This window comes from Curtobacterium oceanosedimentum, assembly GCF_020297365.1.
Taxonomy (GTDB): Bacteria; Actinomycetota; Actinomycetes; order Actinomycetales; family Microbacteriaceae; genus Curtobacterium.
This window is the reverse complement of record NZ_JAIXIG010000003.1, coordinates 41604-59594: the sequence shown is the minus strand read 5'-3', so window position 1 is coordinate 59594 and position 17991 is coordinate 41604. Positions and strand designations below refer to the sequence as shown.

Here is a 17991-nt window from a genome sequence, read left to right as displayed (position 1 = left end):
GCAGCAGACGCTGCGGACGGACGGGAGGCCCGTCACCGGTTCCTGGGATCGGTGACGGGCCGTTCCGTCTAGCGTCCACGACATGCCTGAGATCCGCGCGATCCGCCGCCTCACCGACGCCGTCGAGCACGCGAGCGTCCTCGACAAGGCCGTCGACGTCGACCGTGCCGTCGTGAACGCCCTCGCCAAGCCGAAGGCCCTGCGGCAGCTGCTGCACGGCGTGCCGTTCGGCCACCCGATCCACCCGCTCATGGTGCAGGTCCCGCTCGGCGCCTGGATCTCGGCGGCTGTCCTGGACCTGCTCGGCGGGAAGGGCAACGCGAAGGCCGCGAAGACCCTGGTCGGCGTCGGCGTGGTGTCCGCGGGCAGTGCCTCGGTCGCCGGCTACGTCGACTGGTCCGAGCTGAACCGCGAGCAGCTGCGCACAGGATGGGTGCACCAGGCCGTGAACTGGGTGGGGCTGTCGCTGTACGGGCTGTCCTGGCTGCAGCGCAAGCGGGGAAACCACGGAGCGGGCAAGGTGCTCGGCTTCGCGGGACTCGCGGTCGTCAGCGTCGGCGGGTACCTGGGCGGACACCTGTCGTACCGGCAGCGCGCGGGCGTGAGCGACCACGGCGAGGTGCCGTTCGACGCGTGAGCCGCACGCGCAACACCGGAGAAACCCTCCGACCGTCATGGTCGGAGCATGGACCTCGTGAGCATCCACGCCCTGCCGCTCCTGACCGTCCCGCTGCCGACGGCCGCCACCTTCGTGGTCCGGGTGGACGAGCGGACCGGCGCCGTCGCCGTGCTCCCAGTTCCCTCGTAGGAACATCACCTGCAATACATCAGTGCGTGTACTCGTGGTGGATGATGAGCAAGCCCTCGCCGACCTCGTCGCGACGGGGTTGACCCGGCAGGGCATGGCGGTCGACGTCGCCCACCGCGGCGACCAGGCCGACGAGCTCCTGGCGGTGAACGACTACGACGTCGTCGTGCTCGACCGGGACCTGCCGGGCATGCACGGCGACGAGGTCGCGCGGCGGCTGGCGGCCCGGGAGAGCCTGACCCGGATCCTCATGCTCACCGCGGCGACGACGCTGACCGACCGGGTGAACGGCCTGGAACTCGGTGCCGACGACTACCTGACGAAGCCGTTCGAGTACCCGGAGCTCGTCGCGCGGGTCCGGGCGCTCGGCCGTCGGAGCGTCGCTCCCGTCGCGCCGGTGCTCGAACGTGCCGGCCTGCTCCTCGACACGAACCGGCGGATGGCGACGCGTGACGGTCGCCCGCTCGACCTCACCGCGAAGGAACTCGGCGTGCTCGAGACCCTGCTGCGTGCGGACGGCCGGATCGTCTCGGCCGAGGAACTGCTCGAGAAGGTCTGGGACATGAACGTCGACCCGTTCACCGCCGCCGTCCGGGTGACGATGTCGAAGCTCCGGCGGAAGCTCGGCGACCCGGACCCGATCCGGACGGTGCCGGGGCAGGGGTACGCCCTGTGATGCGGACGCTCACCATCCGCGTCCGGACGGCCCTCGCCTTCGCCGTGGCCTCGATGGTGCTCACCACCGCCGTGCTGGTGTTCGTGAACCTGGCGTCCCAGCAGTCGTTCGCTCGGACGCTGCCCGTGCTCGGTCGGGACGGCGGGCCGGCGACCCGGATCCCGTCCGCCGTCCCGATCGACCCCGAACGACTCGGTGCGTCGCAGACGACCCTGCGCGTCGTCACCGAGGCCAACGCGCTGCAGTGGCAGTGGTCGGCGGTGGGGATCGTCGTGGCGGGGGTGCTCGCGGGTGGAGTCGGGTGGTTCGTCAGTCGGCGGATGCTCCGCCCGATCGACCGGATCACCGCCACCGCGACCCGGATCACCGCGTCGAACCTGCACGAGCGGATCGCCCTGGTCGGGCCGGACGACGAACTCCGGCGGCTGTCCCGCACGGTGGACGACCTGCTCGACCGGCTCGAGACAGCGTTCGAGAGCCAGCGGCGGTTCGTGGCGCAGGCCTCGCACGAGCTCCGGACCCCGCTCGCGGTGCAGCGGGCCGCCGTGCAGATCGGGTTGCACGACGACGTCGGCGCCGCCGACGTCCGGGCCGTCCGCGACGAACTCCTCGAGCAGAACCGGCGGACCGAGCACCTGGTCGAGTCGCTGCTCGTGCTCGCCGAGGCCGACCGCGGGCTCGACGGCACGACGCAGGTGGTCCACGTGGACGACGTGACCGCGGAGGTGGTCGCGGGGGCGGTCCGGAACGCGGCCGACGCCGGGGTCGCGCTGACCCACGAAGCCCGCACCGGGCCTCCCGGCCTGGTCGTCGACGCCGAGCCGACGCTGCTGCGGCAGCTCCTCGGCAACCTGGTCGGCAACGCCGTCGAGTACAACGAGCCCGGCGGGTTCGTCCGGGTGACGACGTCGCCGGACGGGATCGTCGTCGAGAACTCCGGGCCCGCGGTGCCGGTGGACGAGGCGCCCCGCCTGGTCGAGCCGTTCCGGCGGTGCCCGTCGGCGCGGCCGGGTGGGCGGCACAGCGGTCTCGGACTGTCGATCGTGGCGTCGGTCGTGCAGGCGCACGGGTGGTCGTTGTCCGTCGACGCGCGACCGACCGGCGGACTCGTCGTCCGCGTCGGTGTTTCGCCGGTGCAACCCCGAGGAGACGCCGGGCGAAACAGCTGATCCGGTGTCCTGGTGGCATGAACACGACAACCACCACGAAGACCCGCCGGACCCGTTCCCTCCTCGCCACCGCAGCCGTCGCCGTCGTCCTGCTGCCCGGACTGCTCGCCGGGTGCTCGAGCGCGGAGGACACCGACGCCGACGGTTCCACCGTGGCAGCCGGCAAGGGCGCGACGCTCGCCGAGTGCATGCGCGGCAAGGGGTACGACATGGCGGACCCCTCGAGCGGCGGCCAGACGATGCAGTTCGGTGCGCCGGACGGCGTCGACCCGGAGCAGTACCAGGCCGACCTCAAGGAGTGCATCGGGGACGGCGGGGGTGCCGGGGACGGGAAGATGGCGAAGCCGATGGAAGGTGCGGCCGAGCAGCAGCGGCAGGCAGCGGCGTGCATCCGCGAGGGCGGGTTCTCCGACTACCCCGACGACGAGGCGGGCAGGCAGGCGTACCAGCCGGACGACCGGGCTGCCTTCGACGAGGTCGCGCGCGCGTGCGACGAGGAGGCCTTCGGGTCCGAGACGACGGGGATCGGCGAGTGAGCCGCCCCGGTCGCCGACGACTGCTCGTCGTCGGTGTCTGCCTGGTCGCCGTCGTCGGCGTCGGGCTCGGCACGTGGGCGGCCGTCGCCCCCGGGGAGCCGTCGTCGGCGTCGGCGGCCTCGGACGACGCCTCCTCGGGACCCACCGCGACCGTCACGAAGGGCGACCTGACCGACTCGAAGGTGTTCGCCGGGACCCTCGGCTACGGCGTCCCGACGGGCGTGCCCGCAGCGGCCGCCGGCACGATCACGTGGTTGCCCCGCCCTGGCGACGTCATCGAGCGGGACGAGGACCTGTACGCGGTCGACGAGCGCGGTGTGCGGTCGATGTACGGCACGGTACCGCTGTGGCGCGACCTGTCCCGCGGGGTGCACGGCACCGACGTGCGGCAGCTCAACGAGAACCTGGCGGCCCTGGGCTACGACGTGTCCGTCGACGACGAGTTCGGGCCGCGGACCCAGGCCGCGGTGCGGCAGTGGCAGGAGGACCGGGACCATGAGGTCACCGGGGTCCTGACTGCCGCCGACGTCGCGTTCGTCGACGGGGCCGTGCGCGTCGCGTCGGTGGAGGGCGAGCTCGGCCGGTCGACCGGCGCCGCGGGCGCGGAGGCAGCGGGCACCGGCGGCGGCGACGTGCTGCAGGTCACGAGCACGGAGCGCATCGTCTCGGCGACCGTGTCGCAGCGAGACGCCGAGCGGCTGGCGGTCGGCACCCGGGTGGACGTCCGGGTGAACGGCACGGGGGCCCCGATGCGCGGCGAGGTCGCCGACGTCCAGCCCGAGACCGACGAGGACGGCGGGACCAAGGTCGTCGTCTCGGTGTCCTTCGACGCCGGCGACCGCACGCTGCCGGCCGCGGCCTCTGCCCAGGTCGACGCGGAGGGCACCACCGAACGGGGCGTGCTCTCCGTCCCGGTCTCCGCCCTCGTCGCGGGTTCCGGCGGCCACTACGCCGTCGACGTGGTCCGCCGGGATGGCACGACCGAGCGCGTTTCCGTCGAGCCGGGGTTCACCGCCGGCGGCCGCGTGGCGATCACCGGCGACGTCGCCGCGGGCGACCAGGTGGTGGTGCCCGGATGACCGGCACCACCGCGCCGGACCGCGAGGTCGTCCTGTCACTCGCGGACGTCGTGAAGACCTACGGTGACGTCGGTGCGCTCCGCGGCGTCTCGCTCGAGGTCACGGCCGGGGAACTCGTCGCCGTCGTCGGGCCGTCCGGGTCCGGCAAGTCGACCATGCTCAACATCGTCGGGACGCTCGACCGGCCGACCTCCGGCACCGTGACGATCGCCGGCAACGACGTCGCCACGATGTCCGACGACGCCCTGTCGCGTCTGCGGGCCGACCACATCGGCTTCGTGTTCCAGCACTTCCACCTGCAGCCCGGGGCGACCGCTGCCGAGAACGTCGCCGACGGGCTGCTCTACGCGGGGGTCCCGCGCCGCGACCGGCACCGGCGCGCGGTCGAGGCGCTCGGCCGGGTCGGACTCGGGCACCGGGCCGACCACCGCCCGCACCAGCTGTCCGGCGGTGAGAAGCAGCGGGTCGCGATCGCCCGGGCGATCGTCGGCGGCCCGACGATCCTGCTGGCGGACGAGCCGACCGGGGCGCTCGACACCGCCTCGGGTGCGGCGGTCCTCGGCCTGCTGCGCGAGCTCAACGACGGGGGCACCACCGTGCTCGTCATCACGCACGACCTCGAGCTCGCGGCATCGCTGCCCCGCCGGGTCCGGATGCGGGACGGTCTCGTCTCGCAGGACGACACCGCGGGCGGGGCCGCCGCGCTCGCCGCCGCGATCCGGGGCGACCGGTGAGCGCCCGGGGCACCGTCAGCCCGACGGACCTGCTCCGACTCGGGGTGTTCGGCCTGCGGACCCGGCCGGCACGCGTCGTGCTGTCGGCCCTCGGCATCGCCATCGGCATCGCGGCGATGATCGCGGTCGTCGGGATCTCGTCGTCGAGCAAGGCGGAGGTCGACCAGGTCCTCGACGCCCTCGGCACGAACGTGCTCACCGTCACCGAGGCCCAGGGGTTCGGCGAGACACCGCCGCTGCCGGACACCGCGCTCGAGGCGGTGCACCGGCAGGACGACGTCGAGTCCGCCGCCGCGGTCGGCACGGTGCCGGGCGCCGGGGTCTACCGCAACGGGTTCGTCCCGGCGCCGGAGACGAAGGGCATCGCCGTGCTCGCGGCCTGGGGTGACGTACCGGCGGTGCTCGGCGGCGAGCTCGCCTCCGGGCGGTGGATCGACGACGCCCGGACCGCGGCACCGCAGGTCGTGCTCGGGGACGCAGCCGCCGCCGCGCTCGGCATCGACCGCGTCCGTGCTGACACCCGGGTGTGGATCGGCGGACAGTGGGTGCAGGTGGTCGGGGTCCTCCGGCCGCTCGCGCTCGCCGCGGAACTCGACAACAGCGTGTTCGTGCCGCGTGCGCTCGCCGGACAGCTCGGGTTCGACGGGGCGCCGACCGCCGTCTACACGCGCGTCGACCAGGAGCGTGTGGAAGCGGCCCGCGACGTCCTCGCGGCCGCGGTCCGACCGGGTGCGCCGCAGGACGTCGGGGTCACCCGCCCGTCGGACGCGCTCGCCGCGAAGGACGCCACCGACGACTCGTTCACCGGGCTGCTCGTCGGCATCGGCGGCGTCGCGCTGCTCGTCGGCGGGATCGGTGTGGCGAACACGATGGTCATCACGGTGCTCGAACGCCGGGCCGAGGTCGGGGTCCGACGGGCGCTCGGAGCCCGGCGGCGCTCCATCCGCGACCAGTTCCTGGTCGAGTCGCTGCTGCTGTCGTTGCTGGGCGGCGCAGCCGGGGTCGTGATCGGGGTGGGGGTCACGATCGCGTTCGCCCTGGCGCAGGGGTGGCCCGTGGCCCTGCCCGTGTGGGCGGTCGCCGGCGGGCTCGGCGCCACGGTGGTGATCGGCGGGGTGTCGGGGCTCTACCCGGCGGCGCGCGCGGCGCGCATCCCGCCGACGTCCGCCCTGGCGGCCGTCTGAGACGTGACGGACAGGAGGCCCGGTGCCGGTCCGCGGGACCGGTGCCGGGCCTCCTGTCCGTCGCGTTCGAGCCGTGCTCGCGAAGCGCGGATCATGCCTGGTCATGACCACCTCGTCAAGCGTCTGCGTCGATCTGTTCGACATCCGTGACGCCCCGGAAACACGCGGATCGAAAGCGGTCACAGGGACCGATCCAACGGTTGACAACGTGCTCCCGAAGGTCTTCTATTGCGAATACGCAACGTCCTTTCATAAAGGTCGGACCAAGGGAGTCATCGTGACACGTACGCGTTTCGCCGCACTCGGTGCGCTCGCCCTCGCCGGCGCGCTCGCCCTCACCGGGTGCTCCGCCGGGAGCAACGCCGCTTCCGACGGTGGCACGAAGTCCATCGGCACCCCCGATGGCACGGGCAAGACCATCACCGTCTGGATGATGAACGGCGACCTGAGCGAGAAGGTGCTCGACGCCGCCGCCGAGCAGTTCACCGAGGACACCGGGGCGAAGGTGAAGGTGCAGACCCAGCAGTGGGACGGCATCACCACCAAGCTGACCACCGCACTGGCGCAGGACGACGCCCCCGACGTCGTCGACCTCGGCAACACGCAGGTGCCGGTCTACGCGGCGGCCGGCGGGTTGACCGACCTGACGCCGTACCGCGACGAGCTCAAGGACGGCCAGACCTGGCTGACCGGGCTCGAGGGTCCGGCCACCGTCGACGGCAAGCTCTACGGCGCCCCGCTGTTCGCCGGCAACCGCGCCGTCATCTACGACAAGCAGGTCTGGGAGGACGCCGGGGTCACCGACGTGCCGACCACGTACGAGGAGCTCACCGCCGCCCTCGACAAGGTCAAGGCAGCGAACACGGCGAGCGACTTCTCGGCCTTCTACATGCCCGGGCAGTACTGGTACGGCGGGTTGCAGTGGGTCTGGGACGCCGGCGGCGAGATCGCGACGGACGACGGCGGCGAGTGGACCGGCACGCTCGACTCGGACGAGGCCGTCGAGGGGCTGACGGCGTGGAAGGACTTCCAGAACACGTACTCCGCGAAGTCGACCCAGGACATCAACACCGACAAGCCCTCGCAGAGCGACGTCTTCGCACAGGGGAACACCTCGGCGTTCCTCGGGTCCGCCTGGGAGATCGGTTCGATCACCACGGCGAAGCCGGAGCTCGCCGACCGCATCGGCACGTTCCCGATGCCGTCGTCCACGGCGGGGAAGACGCAGCCGGTGTTCCTCGGCGGCTCTGACCTGGGGATCCCGGCCAAGGCGAAGAACCAGGAGCTCGCGCTGTACTACCTGAAGATCCTGACCTCGAAGGAGTTCCAGCAGGACCAGGTGTTCGGGGTCGACGGCTGGGAGCCGAACTCCACCGAGCTGCTCGACGCGGTCGCCGGCGACGTCGACGAGCTGCACAAGCCGTACTTCGAGGCGGCCGGCACGAGCCGACCGACCCCGGCCACGCCGGGCTGGGCCACCATCGAGGGTGACGCTTCGTTCCAGTCGATGTTCGCCGACGTCGCCACCGGCCGGAAGTCGCCGGAGCAGGCCGCCGAGGGCTTCTCGAAGCACCTCACGACCGCGCTGAACGCGCAGCCGTAGGCGATGACGTCCACTGCGGAGCCGGTGACCGACGCGGAGCAGTCCGCGCCGGTCACCGGCGGGCGGGCCCGCGGCGGTCCGGTTCAGGGGCCGTCGCGAGGTCGGGGTGTCGAGGGCGGGAACGGTCCGCGGCGCCGGTCGCCGGTCGGGTCGCGGGCGCCGCTCGTCCTGCTCGCCCCGGCGGCACTGCTCCTGCTCGCCCTCGTCGTCTACCCGCTCGTCCGGCTCGTCGTCATCTCGTTCCAGGACTACGGACTCCGGGCGATCTTCACCGGGCAGGCCGGGTTCGCGGGGTTCGCGAACTACACCGGTGTGCTCACCGACGCGAGTTTCTGGCCGGTCATCCTGCGCACCGTGCTGGTGACGGGAGCCATGGTCCTCGGGACGATCGTGATCGGCATGGGTGTCGCGCAGCTGCTCACCCGGCTCGGCGTGGTCATGCGCACGGTGGTCAGTGTCGTGCTCGTCCTGGCGTGGGCGATGCCGAACGTGGCGTCGAGCCTGGTGTGGCAGTGGCTCTTCCAGCCCTTCTACGGGGTGCTCAACTGGGTCATCACGCAGCTGCGCGTCTTCGGGGACCACACCCAGGACAACTGGGCGTCGCACCCGGGGCAGGCCTACACGATCGTCCTGACGCTCGTGATCTGGCAGGCCGTGCCCTTCGTGGCGCTCACCCTCTACGCGGCCCAGTCGCAGATCGCCCCGGAGTACTACGAGGCCGGCGCCCTCGACGGGGCCACGACGTGGACGATGTACCGCGCGATCACCCTGCCCGCGCTCGCCCCGACGCTGCTGCTCGTGTCGATCCTGTCGGTGATCTGGGACTTCAACGTCTTCAACCAGATCTGGCTGCTCACCCGCGGCGGCCCGGAGGAGGCGACGCTGACCCTCGGCATCTGGACCTTCGTGCAGTCCTTCGTGTCGAACGCCTACGGCCAGGGCGCGGCGATCGCGGTCATCTCGACGGTGATCCTCGGCGTGCTCACCAGCTACTACATCCGCCGGCTCGTCCGCAGCGGGGAGGAGGACCTGTGACGACCACGACGTCCCTCGGTGTGACGGGCGCCACCGCGTCGGAGACGCAGCCCGACGTGGCGGGGGCGACCCGCGCCTCCCGGCCGGTCCGCCAGCGCAGGCGCCGGCCGCGCGTGCTGGCGAACGCCATCGCCGTGGTGTTCTGCCTGGTGTGGGTGTTCCCGATCTACTGGATGGTGAACACCGCGTTCAAGCCGGCCGACGAGGTCACCACCCTCACCCCGATCTGGTTCCCCGTCCGGCCGACGCTCGACAACTTCACCCGGGCGCTGACACAGGACGGGTTCCTGGTGTACCTGCGGAACTCGGCGATCGTCGTGCTGGCGGCGGTGCTGCTGTCGATCGTCGTCGGGTTCCTGGCGTCGGCGGCGCTGTCACGCTTCCGGTTCCGCGGTCGTCGGGTGATCCTGGTGGCCATCCTGTTCGTGCAGATGATCCCGTCCGGGGCGCTGCTCATCCCGCTGTTCCTGTCGTTCCAGACGCTCGGGCTGCTGAACAGCTACGTCGGGCTGATCCTGGCCTACGTCGCGAGCGTGCTGCCGTTCTCGATCTGGGTGATGCGGGGGTTCTTCGTCGCGGTGCCCACCGAGATCGAGGAGGCCGCGAAGGTGGACGGGGCCGGCACGTTCCGGATCCTGCGGAGCGTGCTGTTCCCGCTGGTGATGCCCGGCGTGATCGCGACGAGCGTGTTCGCGTTCATCGCCGCGTGGAACGACTACCTGATCGCGTACGTGATGCTCAAGGACCAGGGGATGTACACGCTGCCGGTGTGGCTCGCCGGGTTCTCGACGGACAAGGGCACCGACTTCGGGGGGCTCATGGCTGCGAGTGTGTTGTTCTCGGTGCCGGTGGTCGTGTTCTTCCTCATCGTGCAGCGGCGGCTCGTCACGGGGATGACCGCGGGGGCCGTGAAGGGGTAGCGCGTCGCGCGCGCTCATCGGTCGTCGACGCGGTCGAGCACCGGGCCGAGGGCGGCGTCCGTCCTCGGCGTCAGGGCACGGGCCATCGTGTCGGTCAGGTGGTTCGTGTCGCGGTAGACCAGGACGTCCCAGAGCACCGGTGAGCAGTGGTCCTGGCAGATCCAGGGCACCGGGTCGACGATCGGGACGCCGGCGGCGGACGCGGCGGCTGCCTGCGCTGCCGAGCGGGACGTGTCGGTCAGGTCGCGCACCTGTCCGGTGCAGGCGGCGACGTCCTCGAGCGATGCGGAGAGGCACCGGTTGGGGGTCTGCTCCCACACAGGCGTGTCGCCGATGACCACGACCTCGGCCCCGGTCGCCCTGATCCGCTCGATCGTCCGTGCGACGGCATCGCGCCAGCCAGCCGCGTCGGCGTCGGACCGGTACCCGTTCGCGGCGTCGGCGAGGACCACGAGTTCGGGTCGCATCCGCTCGAGCTGCCTGAACGCGTCGCGTCGCCAGACGTCGCACTCGGGGTAGCTCCGTCCGAGTTGCTGCCGACGGACGGCCAGGTCCGCGCTCGGGCACGACGACTTGGTCATGGTGACGAGGGCGGCATCGTGCCGTCCGGCGACGGTCGCGAGCGGCGACGTCCACTGCGCAGCGTGCGAGTCGCCGAAGAGGACCACATCCCGCTGGCCCGCCCCGTACCTGCAGGCCTTCGTCGACAGGGCCGCGTAGTCGCCGTGACACCCGTCTCGGTAGACCGGAGGCAGGTCAGCAGCTGCCTCGGCGATGCCCGGCGCGAGGTTCGCCGGGACCGTCCGCGGTGCCCATGGACCGCGGAGGACCGCCGCCGGGGTCGCCGACGGCGCTGCCACCGTGCTGCGGAGCGGCGGGAGCGCGGTCGCGGAGGCGACGAGGACGGCGGTGGCCACGACTCCGGCCACCACCACGAATGACCGGATGCCCCCTCGGCGGGCCCAGTTCGACATCCGTGTCTCGACGAGCGCGTGTCCGCTCCAGGTGAGCACCACGGTGACGGCGAGGGCGGCGATGGTCTCGGCCGGGCCGAGCGGGCGGTCGAGGGCGAGAGCGGGGACGACGAGCGCCGGCCAGTGCCAGAGGTACATCGAGTACGACCGGTCGCCGACCCAGCGCATCGGCCCCCACGCCAGGGCCCGGCGGACCGGGTCGTCGTCATCGCCGGGCAGGACGACGAGCAGAGCGCCCGCGACGGGGACGACCGTGAGCGGGCCGGGGAACGGCGTGCTCGCGTCGAACAGGACGGATGCCGTCATGATCAGGCCCAGGCCGACCGGGGCGGTGGCTCGTCGGGCGAGCCGCCCGGACCGCAGGACCCGACGGCGTCCGCTCCTGGCCGCGATGGCCGCGAGTGCTCCGACCCCGAACTCCCACGCACGGGTGTGCACGCCGAAGAACGTCCACGGGCCGCTGAGGGTGCTCCCGATGAGCACGGCTCCGATGCTGAGCGCGCAGAGCACGGCAGTCAGCGCGAACGCGTGACGTCGGAGTGCGGGAACGGCGAGGACACCGGCGAGGAGCAGCGCCCACGCGACGTAGAACTGTTCCTCGACGCCGAGCGACCAGAACTGCTGGAAGGGCCCTGTCGTGTGGTCGGCGAGGTAGTCGGTGCCCGCGTGCGCCAGTCGGAGGTTCTCTGCTCCGACGAGCGCCGCGAGCGCGTCGACGCGCGCCGCGACTCGGTCGAGTGGGGGCAGCAGGACGTGGACGGCGAGGACGGTCGCCGCGACGGTGACCAGCGCGGCGGGAGCGAGCCGGGCGAGGCGGTGTCGGAAGAAGACGATGAGCCGGAGACGGCCGTGGACCGCACGGTCGCGCAGCAGGTTCCCGGTGATCAGGTAGCCCGAGATGACGAAGAACACGTCGACGCCGACGAACCCGCCCTGTGCTCCTGGCATGCCCGCGTGGAAGAGCACGACGCCGAGGACGGCGACCGCGCGGAGTCCTTGGACGTCCAGGCGATGCTGACGGCCCACCGTGCTTCGGATCATCCCTCGATACTGGAGTACCAGTATGCCGGACGGCGACTTTTCCACATTTCGGGAACAGAGGCTTGTGTCTGTGTGGTTTTTCGACGTAAGGTGCTGAGAAACAACGAGAACGAAGGAGTTCGGACATGTACGCAACCGAGCGGCACGACGCCATCGCCGCGGCGCTGCAGACCGCCGGCCGCGTCTCGGTGGCCGACCTCGCCGAGCACTTCGACGTCACCACCGAGACGGTGCGCCGCGACCTGGACCTGCTCGAATCGGCCGGGGTCCTGCGCCGCGTGCACGGGGGAGCGGTCCCCGTCGGGCGCTCGAGCGTCATCGAACTGACCGTCGCCGAACGCGAGGGGCAGCACGGCTCCGCCAAGTCCGCCATCGCCCGGGCCGCCATGCGCCTGGTCCCGCCGACCTTCACGGGCTCGATCGCCCTCGACGCCGGCACGACGTGCGCGGCCGTCGCCACCGAACTCGCCCGCTGGGAGCCGTCCACCCCCGGCGCGACGATCACCGTCGTCACCAACTCGGTGCCGATCGCCGCGACCCTGCAGCACAGCGAGCACGTCGAGCTGCACCTGCTCGGCGGACGGGTCCGCGGGGTCACGAGCGCCGCGGTCGGCACGGCCACCGTCGAGCAGATCGGCGCCCTCCGGCCCGACATCGCGTTCGTCGGCACGAACGGCCTGTCCGCGGGCTTCGGCCTGAGCACCCCCGACGAGTACGAGGCCGCCGTCAAGGGTGCGTACGTCCTCGCCGCCCGTCGGGCCGTGGTGCTCGCCGACGCCGCCAAGCACGGGATCGAGGCCCTCATGCGGTTCGCGCGGCTGGACGAGATCGACACGCTCGTCACCGACGAGCAGCCGCCGGCCGACCTCGCCGGTGCGCTCACCGACGCCGACGTCGAGGTGGTCGTCGCGTGAACGAGCAGCGCAGCAGCACCCGCATCGTCACGGTGACGCCGAACCCGTCCCTCGACCGCACCATCGAGCTCGCGGGCGAGCTGCAGCGCGGCGCCGTCCAGCGCGCGACGCGGTCGACGGCGGAGCCCGGCGGCAAGGGCGTCAACGTCTCCCGCGTGGTCGTCGCGAGCGGGGGCGACACCGTGGCCGTCCTGCCCGGTGACGAGCTCGACCCGGTCCTGCTCGGCCTGGCCACGCGCGGCATCCCGACGGCTGCGCTGCCGATCGGCGCCCCGCTCCGCTCGAACGTCACCGTGACCGAGCCGACCGGCACCACCACGAAGCTCAACGAGCCCGGCCCCTCGCTCGCCGGTCGGCTCGACGACCTCGCCGCACTGGTCGCCGACACCGCGGGCGCGACCGCCACCGGTCCCGCCGCTCGATGGGTCGTCGTCGCCGGGTCGTTGCCGCCCGGGCTGCCGGACGACGCACTCGCCGTGCTGGTCCGCGCGGTCCGCGCCCGCCACGGCGAGGACGTGCGGATCGCGGTCGACTCGTCGGGGCTGCCGTTCACCGCCCTGCTGCAGTCCGGCGAGCGGATCGACCTGGTCAAGCCGAACGCCGAGGAACTCGCCGAGGTCGTCGGCGGCGACCCCGAGGAGTACGAGCGCGACCTCGACGCCGCCGTGGCCGGGGCCGAGCGGCTCCGGCAGCGGAACGTCGGCACGGTCCTGCTCACCCTGGGCAGCGCGGGCGCCGTCCTGGTGTCCGACGAGGGCGCCTTCGTCGCCGCAGCGCCGACGATCGTCGCCCGCTCGACCGTCGGCGCGGGGGACTCCTCGCTCGCCGGCTACCTGCTCGCCGAGGGCGCGGGCGCGACGCCGGAGCAGCGTCTCGCCCAGGCGGTCGCCACCGGTGCCGCAGCCGCCGCCCTGCCCGGCAGTGACGTCCCGGCACTCGACCACACCGACCCGACGGCGATCACCGTCCGGGTGCTCACGACGCACCGGACGCCCGAACCCGCCTGACCCCCTCCCCACCCCCGAACACCTGCACGACCCGCGCGATCAGCGCCATTGCGAAGGAGCAAGCACATGTCCGCAGACTCGAGTCCGCGCCTCATCAGCGCGCAGCTCGTCGGCCTCGACGAGGACCTCGGAGCCACGTCGACCGACGTCATCCGCGTGCTCGCCGCCCGCGTCGCCGCGACCGGCCGCGCCGCCGACGGAGCCGCGCTCGCCGACGACGCCATCGCGCGCGAGGCGAGCGTCGGCACCGGCGTCCCCGGTGGCATCGCGATCCCGCACGCCCGCTCGGCGTCGGTGTCCGAACCGACCCTGGCGTTCTCCCGCCTGGCCCGGAAGGTGCCGTTCGGCGCCCCGGACGGCGACGCCGACATCGTCTTCATGATCGCCGTGCCCGAGGGGGCGGACAAGGACCACCTGACGGTCCTGTCGACCCTGGCCCGCGCGCTCATCCGCGAGGACTTCACCGCCGCGCTCCGCGCCGCGACCACCCCCGACGAGATCGTCGAGCTCGTCGACCACGAGGTGAGCGGCGAGGTGTCCGCAGCCGGCGTCGGGAACGCGAGCCGTGCCTCCGGTGCGACGACCGCGACCGGCCAGCAGGCGCGACCCGCCGCCGGATCGCACGCAGCGACCGACGACGCGTCCGGTCCGGCGACCGGTGCCCGCAAGGTCATCGTCGGCGTCACCGCCTGCCCGACCGGCATCGCGCACACCTACATGGCGGCCGACGCCCTGGTGGCAGCGGCGCAGCGCGCCGGCGCCGAGATGCACGTCGAGACGCAGGGCTCCTCGCAGGTCGAACCCCTCGACCCGGAGCTCATCGCCCGCGCCGACGCCGTCGTGTTCGCGGTCGACGTCGACGTCCGTGACCGCGGACGCTTCGCCGGCAAGCCGCTCGTCTCCGGCCCCGTCAAGCGCGGTGTCGACGCGCCCGACGAGATGATCGCCGAGGCCATCCGCGCCTCGGAGGACCCGAACGCCACCCGCGTGCAGGGCGCCGCCAGCTCGACCGAGACGACCACGTCGAACGAGCACTTCGGCCAGGCGCTCAAGCGCTGGCTGCTCACCGGTGTCAGCTACATGATCCCGTTCGTCGCGGGCGGCGGGCTGCTCATCGCGCTCGGGTTCCTGCTCTCCGGGTACGAGATCGCGTCGACCCACGGCGACGACGGTGTGAGCAACGCCGCCTGGACGCTGACCCACTCGACCCTGCTGAACCTGCCGGCGGAGGGCCTCGGTTACTACCTCGGGGCCGCCGCGTTCCAGATCGGACAGGTGTCGCTCGGGTTCCTGGTCGCCGCGCTCGCCGGGTACATCGCCTACGCGATGGCCGACCGCCCCGGCATCGCGCCGGGCTTCGTCGCCGGGTCGATCGCCGTCTTCATGAACGCCGGCTTCCTCGGTGGTCTCGTCGGTGGCCTGATCGCCGGTGCCGCCGCGTACTGGATCGGCCGCATCCCGACCTGGCGCTGGCTGCGTGGCCTGATGCCGGTCGTGATCATCCCGCTCTTCGCGTCGATCATCGCCTCGGGCCTCATGCTCCTGGTGCTCGGCGGGCCGATCGCCTGGCTCATGACCCAGCTGACCGGGTTCCTCAACTCGCTGTCGGGTGCCTCCGCGATCCTGCTCGGGATCATCCTGGGCCTGATGATGGCGTTCGACCTCGGTGGTCCGGTCAACAAGGTGGCCTACGCGTTCGCCGTCGCCGGGCTCGGTGCCGGGACCGCGACGAACGTGGTGCCGTTCGAGATCATGGCCGCCGTCATGGGTGCCGGCATGGTGCCGCCGCTCGCGATGGCACTGGCCTCGACGCTGTTCTACCGCAAGGGCTTCACGAAGCCGGAGCGTGAGAACGGCAAGGCCGCGTACCTGCTGGGCTTCTCGTTCATCTCGGAGGGGGCGATCCCCTTCGCTGCCGCGGACCCGCTGCGGGTCATCCCGGCGTCGATGGTCGGTGCGGCGGTCACCGGTGCGATCTCGATGGCGGTCGGTGTGACCTCGCGTGCACCGCACGGCGGCGTGTTCGTGTTCTTCGCGATCGGCGACTTCTGGATCTGGCTCGGGGCCGTCGTGCTCGGTGCCTTCATCTCGGCCGGCGTGCTCGTCGCGCTGAAGAAGTGGGTCCGGCGTCGTCCCGCCGACGAGGACGCCGCCGCTGGTGAGGCCACCGCGGCCGGCGAGACGGTCGGTCAGCACGCACCGGTCGCCGCCTAGGACGGCTGCGAGACGCCGGCGTCCCCGCGGGACGCCGGCGTCCGCCCCCCGCCGAGACGCCGGCGTCCGCCCGAGACGCCGCGACGTCGCCGAGACGCCTCCGGATCCGGCGGCGTCTCGCGCACCAGGCGGCGTCTCGCGGTGACGCCGGTGTGCCGTGAGCAGGACAGAACGGGACCGGACCGCGCACGGACGGGAGGCCCGGTGCCAGCTGGCACCGGGCCTCCCGTCCGTCGTGTGGTCGCGACACACCGGCGGCCGCGCGTCGAGCGGCCACATCCCGTCGCCGGCCGGACGCCCGGACGACGGAACCTGACCGGTCGGCGCACCCGAGCGGGGTGTCGTGACCACCCGCGGCCCGGCTACTCCGCGATGTTCGCCGTGATCGCGTCGATGTACGCGGCGCGCTCCTCGCGGGAGTGCGGTCGACCCGGGACGCCCGGGCGCTGCTCCCACGGGAAGGGGCCCGCCTCGTGCCGGTACTCGATGCCCATCGCCTCGAGCCGGGCGGTGTGCTCGGCCAGCCGGCCCCGGAACTCGGCGAGGTCGCGCGGCCCGGTGACGTCGGCCGCCCACAGGGCCTCGGCCAGGGCGGCCACGCGCGGGAACAGCTGGTAGTCGAGCTTCCGGGCGGTGTCGACGTGCTCCGTCCACATGTTGCCCTGCCCGCCGATCACGTGGGCGCGCTCGTCGTCCGTCAGGCCGGACGGCACCGGGTCGAAGGCGAAGACGTCGTCGACGGTGAGCACGATGGAGACCGGGATCGGTTCGGTCGGCAGATCGCTCTGGCGGTAGTCCAGGTACACCTGGTCGTCCGGGGCCGAGATGACGTCGTGGCCGCGCTTGGCCGCGGTCCGCGCGCCGGTCAGGCCGCGCCACGACAGCACCGTGGCGGACTGCGACAGTGTGCCGCCCTCGAGGATCTCGTCCCAGCCGAACGCCCGACGACCGTGCGACTCGACGTGCGCGGCGAGCTGCCCGATGATCCAGGCCTGCAGCTGTTCCTCGTCCTGCAGCCCGAGCTCGCGGATGCGCTCCTGCGTGCGGGGGTCCGTCTCCCACTGCACCTTCGGGCACTCGTCGCCGCCGATGCCGATGTACCGCGACGGGAACAGCGCCACGACCTCGTCGAGGACGTCGCGGAAGAAGTCGACCGTGGCGTCCTCGGCGTTCAGGACGTCGTCCGCGATGCCCCACTCGGTCCAGACCCCGACCGGGTGCTCCGGCGGTGTCCCGGTCGCGCCGCCGGAGCCGCCGACCCCGAGCGACGGGTACGCGGCCAGTGCCGCTCGCACGTGCCCGGGCGTCTCGATCTCCGGGACCACGGTGACGAACCGGTCGGCCGCGTAGGCGACGATCTCGCGGACGTCGTCCTGCGTGTAGTACCCGCCGTGCGGCCGCCCGTCGAACCCGGCCGGTCGCAGGACGCCGTCGTCGTCGGCGACGTGTGCCCCGACCTGCGACTCCGGACGCCACGACCCGACCTCGGTCAGGCGCGGGTACTTCCGGATCTCGATGCGCCACCCCTGGTCCTCGGTGAGGTGGAAGTGCAGGCGGTTGATCCGGTGCGCCGCGAGCTGGTCGACGACGCGCATGACCTCGTGCTTCGTGCGGAAGTGCCGCGCGACGTCGAGCATGACGCCGCGCCACGCGAAGGCGGGGGCGTCCTCGACGACGACCGCGGGGACGGTCCAGGGCCCGGTGCCCACCCGGCCACGGCGGTACACGTCCGGCGGCAGGAGCTGCAGGAGTGCCTGCACGCCGTAGAAGACCCCGGCGGCCGTGCCCCCGACGACCTCGACGCGGTCGGGCGTCACGCTCAGGCGGAAGGACTCGGCGCGTTCGCCCTCCGGGGCGGCCGGACCGGCGGGCAGCGAGGGGTCGTCGGCGACGCGGAGCACGATGACGTCCGCCCCGCTCGACGCACCGTCGTCGGCGTCCCGGACCGGCAGGCCGGTCGAGCCCCGCAGCGTCTGCTGCAGGTACAGTCGGACCGGCTCGCTCGCCGGGTCGGCGGCGATCCGGGTCGACGGGGTGATCTCGAAGGCCCCGGCACCCGGTCCGGTGCGGCGCGGTCGTGGGACGAGCATGTCGGAG

Annotated in this window: 16 protein-coding genes; 14 read left to right on the top strand and 2 right to left on the bottom strand. The window is 72.7% G+C overall.

What is annotated here, in order from left to right:
- Window positions 1-82: 82 nt before the first annotated feature.
- The 11 genes from LEL83_RS01910 to LEL83_RS01865 all read left to right on the top strand — a co-directional run bounded on the left by LEL83_RS01910 (window position 83) and on the right by LEL83_RS01865 (window position 9744).
- Window positions 83-637: a DUF2231 domain-containing protein gene (locus tag LEL83_RS01910; protein WP_198657575.1), complete on the top strand. Its 555-nt coding sequence runs from the start codon at window positions 83-85 to the stop codon at window positions 635-637.
- A gap of 48 nt (window positions 638-685) precedes the next feature.
- Entirely contained in the window at window positions 686-808 is a 123-nt protein-coding gene (locus LEL83_RS15820) for a hypothetical protein (RefSeq protein WP_263867076.1), read from the top strand.
- 22 nt (window positions 809-830) lie between these two features.
- Window positions 831-1484, top strand: a complete 654-nt coding sequence (locus tag LEL83_RS01905) for a response regulator transcription factor (RefSeq protein WP_225557545.1) — start codon at window positions 831-833, stop codon at window positions 1482-1484.
- Entirely contained in the window at window positions 1484-2653 is a 1170-nt protein-coding gene (locus LEL83_RS01900) for a sensor histidine kinase (RefSeq protein ID WP_225557544.1), read from the top strand. The genes LEL83_RS01905 and LEL83_RS01900 overlap by 1 nt, the downstream gene beginning before the upstream one ends.
- A gap of 17 nt (window positions 2654-2670) precedes the next feature.
- On the top strand, window positions 2671-3189 hold the full coding sequence (locus LEL83_RS01895) for a hypothetical protein (protein WP_225557543.1): 519 nt from the start codon (window positions 2671-2673) through the stop codon (window positions 3187-3189).
- Complete coding sequence (locus LEL83_RS01890) at window positions 3186-4268, top strand: peptidoglycan-binding protein (protein WP_225557542.1); 1083 nt, start codon at window positions 3186-3188, stop codon at window positions 4266-4268. The genes LEL83_RS01895 and LEL83_RS01890 overlap by 4 nt, the downstream gene beginning before the upstream one ends.
- Window positions 4265-5002 (top strand): ABC transporter ATP-binding protein, encoded by a 738-nt coding sequence (locus LEL83_RS01885; protein WP_225557541.1) that lies wholly within the window; start codon window positions 4265-4267, stop codon window positions 5000-5002. The genes LEL83_RS01890 and LEL83_RS01885 overlap by 4 nt, the downstream gene beginning before the upstream one ends.
- Window positions 4999-6186 carry an ABC transporter permease gene (locus LEL83_RS01880; protein WP_225557540.1) on the top strand — a complete coding sequence of 396 codons (1188 nt, stop codon included), beginning with the start codon at window positions 4999-5001 and terminating at the stop codon, window positions 6184-6186. Before LEL83_RS01885 ends, LEL83_RS01880 begins: the two co-directional genes overlap by 4 nt.
- A 277-nt stretch (window positions 6187-6463) precedes the next feature.
- On the top strand, window positions 6464-7789 hold the full coding sequence (locus LEL83_RS01875; protein ID WP_198657582.1) for a sugar ABC transporter substrate-binding protein: 1326 nt from the start codon (window positions 6464-6466) through the stop codon (window positions 7787-7789).
- A gap of 3 nt (window positions 7790-7792) precedes the next feature.
- The gene (locus LEL83_RS01870; protein WP_198657583.1) at window positions 7793-8824 is read left to right on the top strand and encodes a carbohydrate ABC transporter permease; all 1032 of its coding nucleotides are present in this window, start codon (window positions 7793-7795) and stop codon (window positions 8822-8824) included.
- The gene (locus LEL83_RS01865) at window positions 8821-9744 is read left to right on the top strand and encodes a carbohydrate ABC transporter permease (protein WP_225557539.1); all 924 of its coding nucleotides are present in this window, start codon (window positions 8821-8823) and stop codon (window positions 9742-9744) included. Before LEL83_RS01870 ends, LEL83_RS01865 begins: the two co-directional genes overlap by 4 nt.
- Window positions 9745-9758: 14 nt before the next feature.
- On the opposite strand, the gene LEL83_RS01860 is transcribed toward LEL83_RS01865, so the two are convergent.
- Window positions 9759-11759: an acyltransferase family protein gene (locus LEL83_RS01860; protein ID WP_225557538.1), complete on the bottom strand. Its 2001-nt coding sequence runs from the start codon at window positions 11757-11759 to the stop codon at window positions 9759-9761.
- Window positions 11760-11884: 125 nt separating this feature from the next.
- Between LEL83_RS01860 and LEL83_RS01855 the strand changes: the two genes are divergently transcribed.
- From LEL83_RS01855 to LEL83_RS01845, 3 genes are all read left to right on the top strand, one after another.
- Window positions 11885-12673 (top strand): DeoR/GlpR family DNA-binding transcription regulator, encoded by a 789-nt coding sequence (locus LEL83_RS01855; protein WP_198657584.1) that lies wholly within the window; start codon window positions 11885-11887, stop codon window positions 12671-12673.
- Window positions 12670-13680 (top strand): 1-phosphofructokinase family hexose kinase, encoded by a 1011-nt coding sequence (locus LEL83_RS01850; protein ID WP_225557537.1) that lies wholly within the window; start codon window positions 12670-12672, stop codon window positions 13678-13680. The genes LEL83_RS01855 and LEL83_RS01850 overlap by 4 nt, the downstream gene beginning before the upstream one ends.
- Before the next feature lie 66 nt (window positions 13681-13746).
- The gene (locus tag LEL83_RS01845) at window positions 13747-15894 is read left to right on the top strand and encodes a PTS fructose transporter subunit IIABC (RefSeq protein ID WP_198657585.1); all 2148 of its coding nucleotides are present in this window, start codon (window positions 13747-13749) and stop codon (window positions 15892-15894) included.
- Between the two features lie 362 nt (window positions 15895-16256).
- On the opposite strand, the gene LEL83_RS01840 is transcribed toward LEL83_RS01845, so the two are convergent.
- Window positions 16257-17984, bottom strand: a complete 1728-nt coding sequence (locus tag LEL83_RS01840; RefSeq protein WP_225557536.1) for a beta-N-acetylhexosaminidase — start codon at window positions 17982-17984, stop codon at window positions 16257-16259.
- Window positions 17985-17991 lie beyond the last annotated feature (7 nt).

Bases quoted from the DNA above. Each gene is read 5' to 3' on its own strand.
- LEL83_RS01910 (WP_198657575.1), top strand. From the start codon at position 83: ATGCCTGAGATCCGCGCGATCCGCCGCCTCACCGACGCCGTCGAGCAC.
- LEL83_RS15820 (WP_263867076.1), top strand. From the start codon at position 686: ATGGACCTCGTGAGCATCCACGCCCTGCCGCTCCTGACCGTCCCGCTG.
- LEL83_RS01900 (WP_225557544.1), top strand. From the start codon at position 1,484: ATGCGGACGCTCACCATCCGCGTCCGGACGGCCCTCGCCTTCGCCGTG.
- LEL83_RS01895 (WP_225557543.1), top strand. From the start codon at position 2,671: ATGAACACGACAACCACCACGAAGACCCGCCGGACCCGTTCCCTCCTC.
- LEL83_RS01885 (WP_225557541.1), top strand. From the start codon at position 4,265: ATGACCGGCACCACCGCGCCGGACCGCGAGGTCGTCCTGTCACTCGCG.
- LEL83_RS01870 (WP_198657583.1), top strand. From the start codon at position 7,793: ATGACGTCCACTGCGGAGCCGGTGACCGACGCGGAGCAGTCCGCGCCG.
- LEL83_RS01860 (WP_225557538.1), bottom strand. From the start codon at position 11,759: ATGATCCGAAGCACGGTGGGCCGTCAGCATCGCCTGGACGTCCAAGGA.
- LEL83_RS01855 (WP_198657584.1), top strand. From the start codon at position 11,885: ATGTACGCAACCGAGCGGCACGACGCCATCGCCGCGGCGCTGCAGACC.
- LEL83_RS01845 (WP_198657585.1), top strand. From the start codon at position 13,747: ATGTCCGCAGACTCGAGTCCGCGCCTCATCAGCGCGCAGCTCGTCGGC.
- LEL83_RS01840 (WP_225557536.1), bottom strand. From the start codon at position 17,984: ATGCTCGTCCCACGACCGCGCCGCACCGGACCGGGTGCCGGGGCCTTC.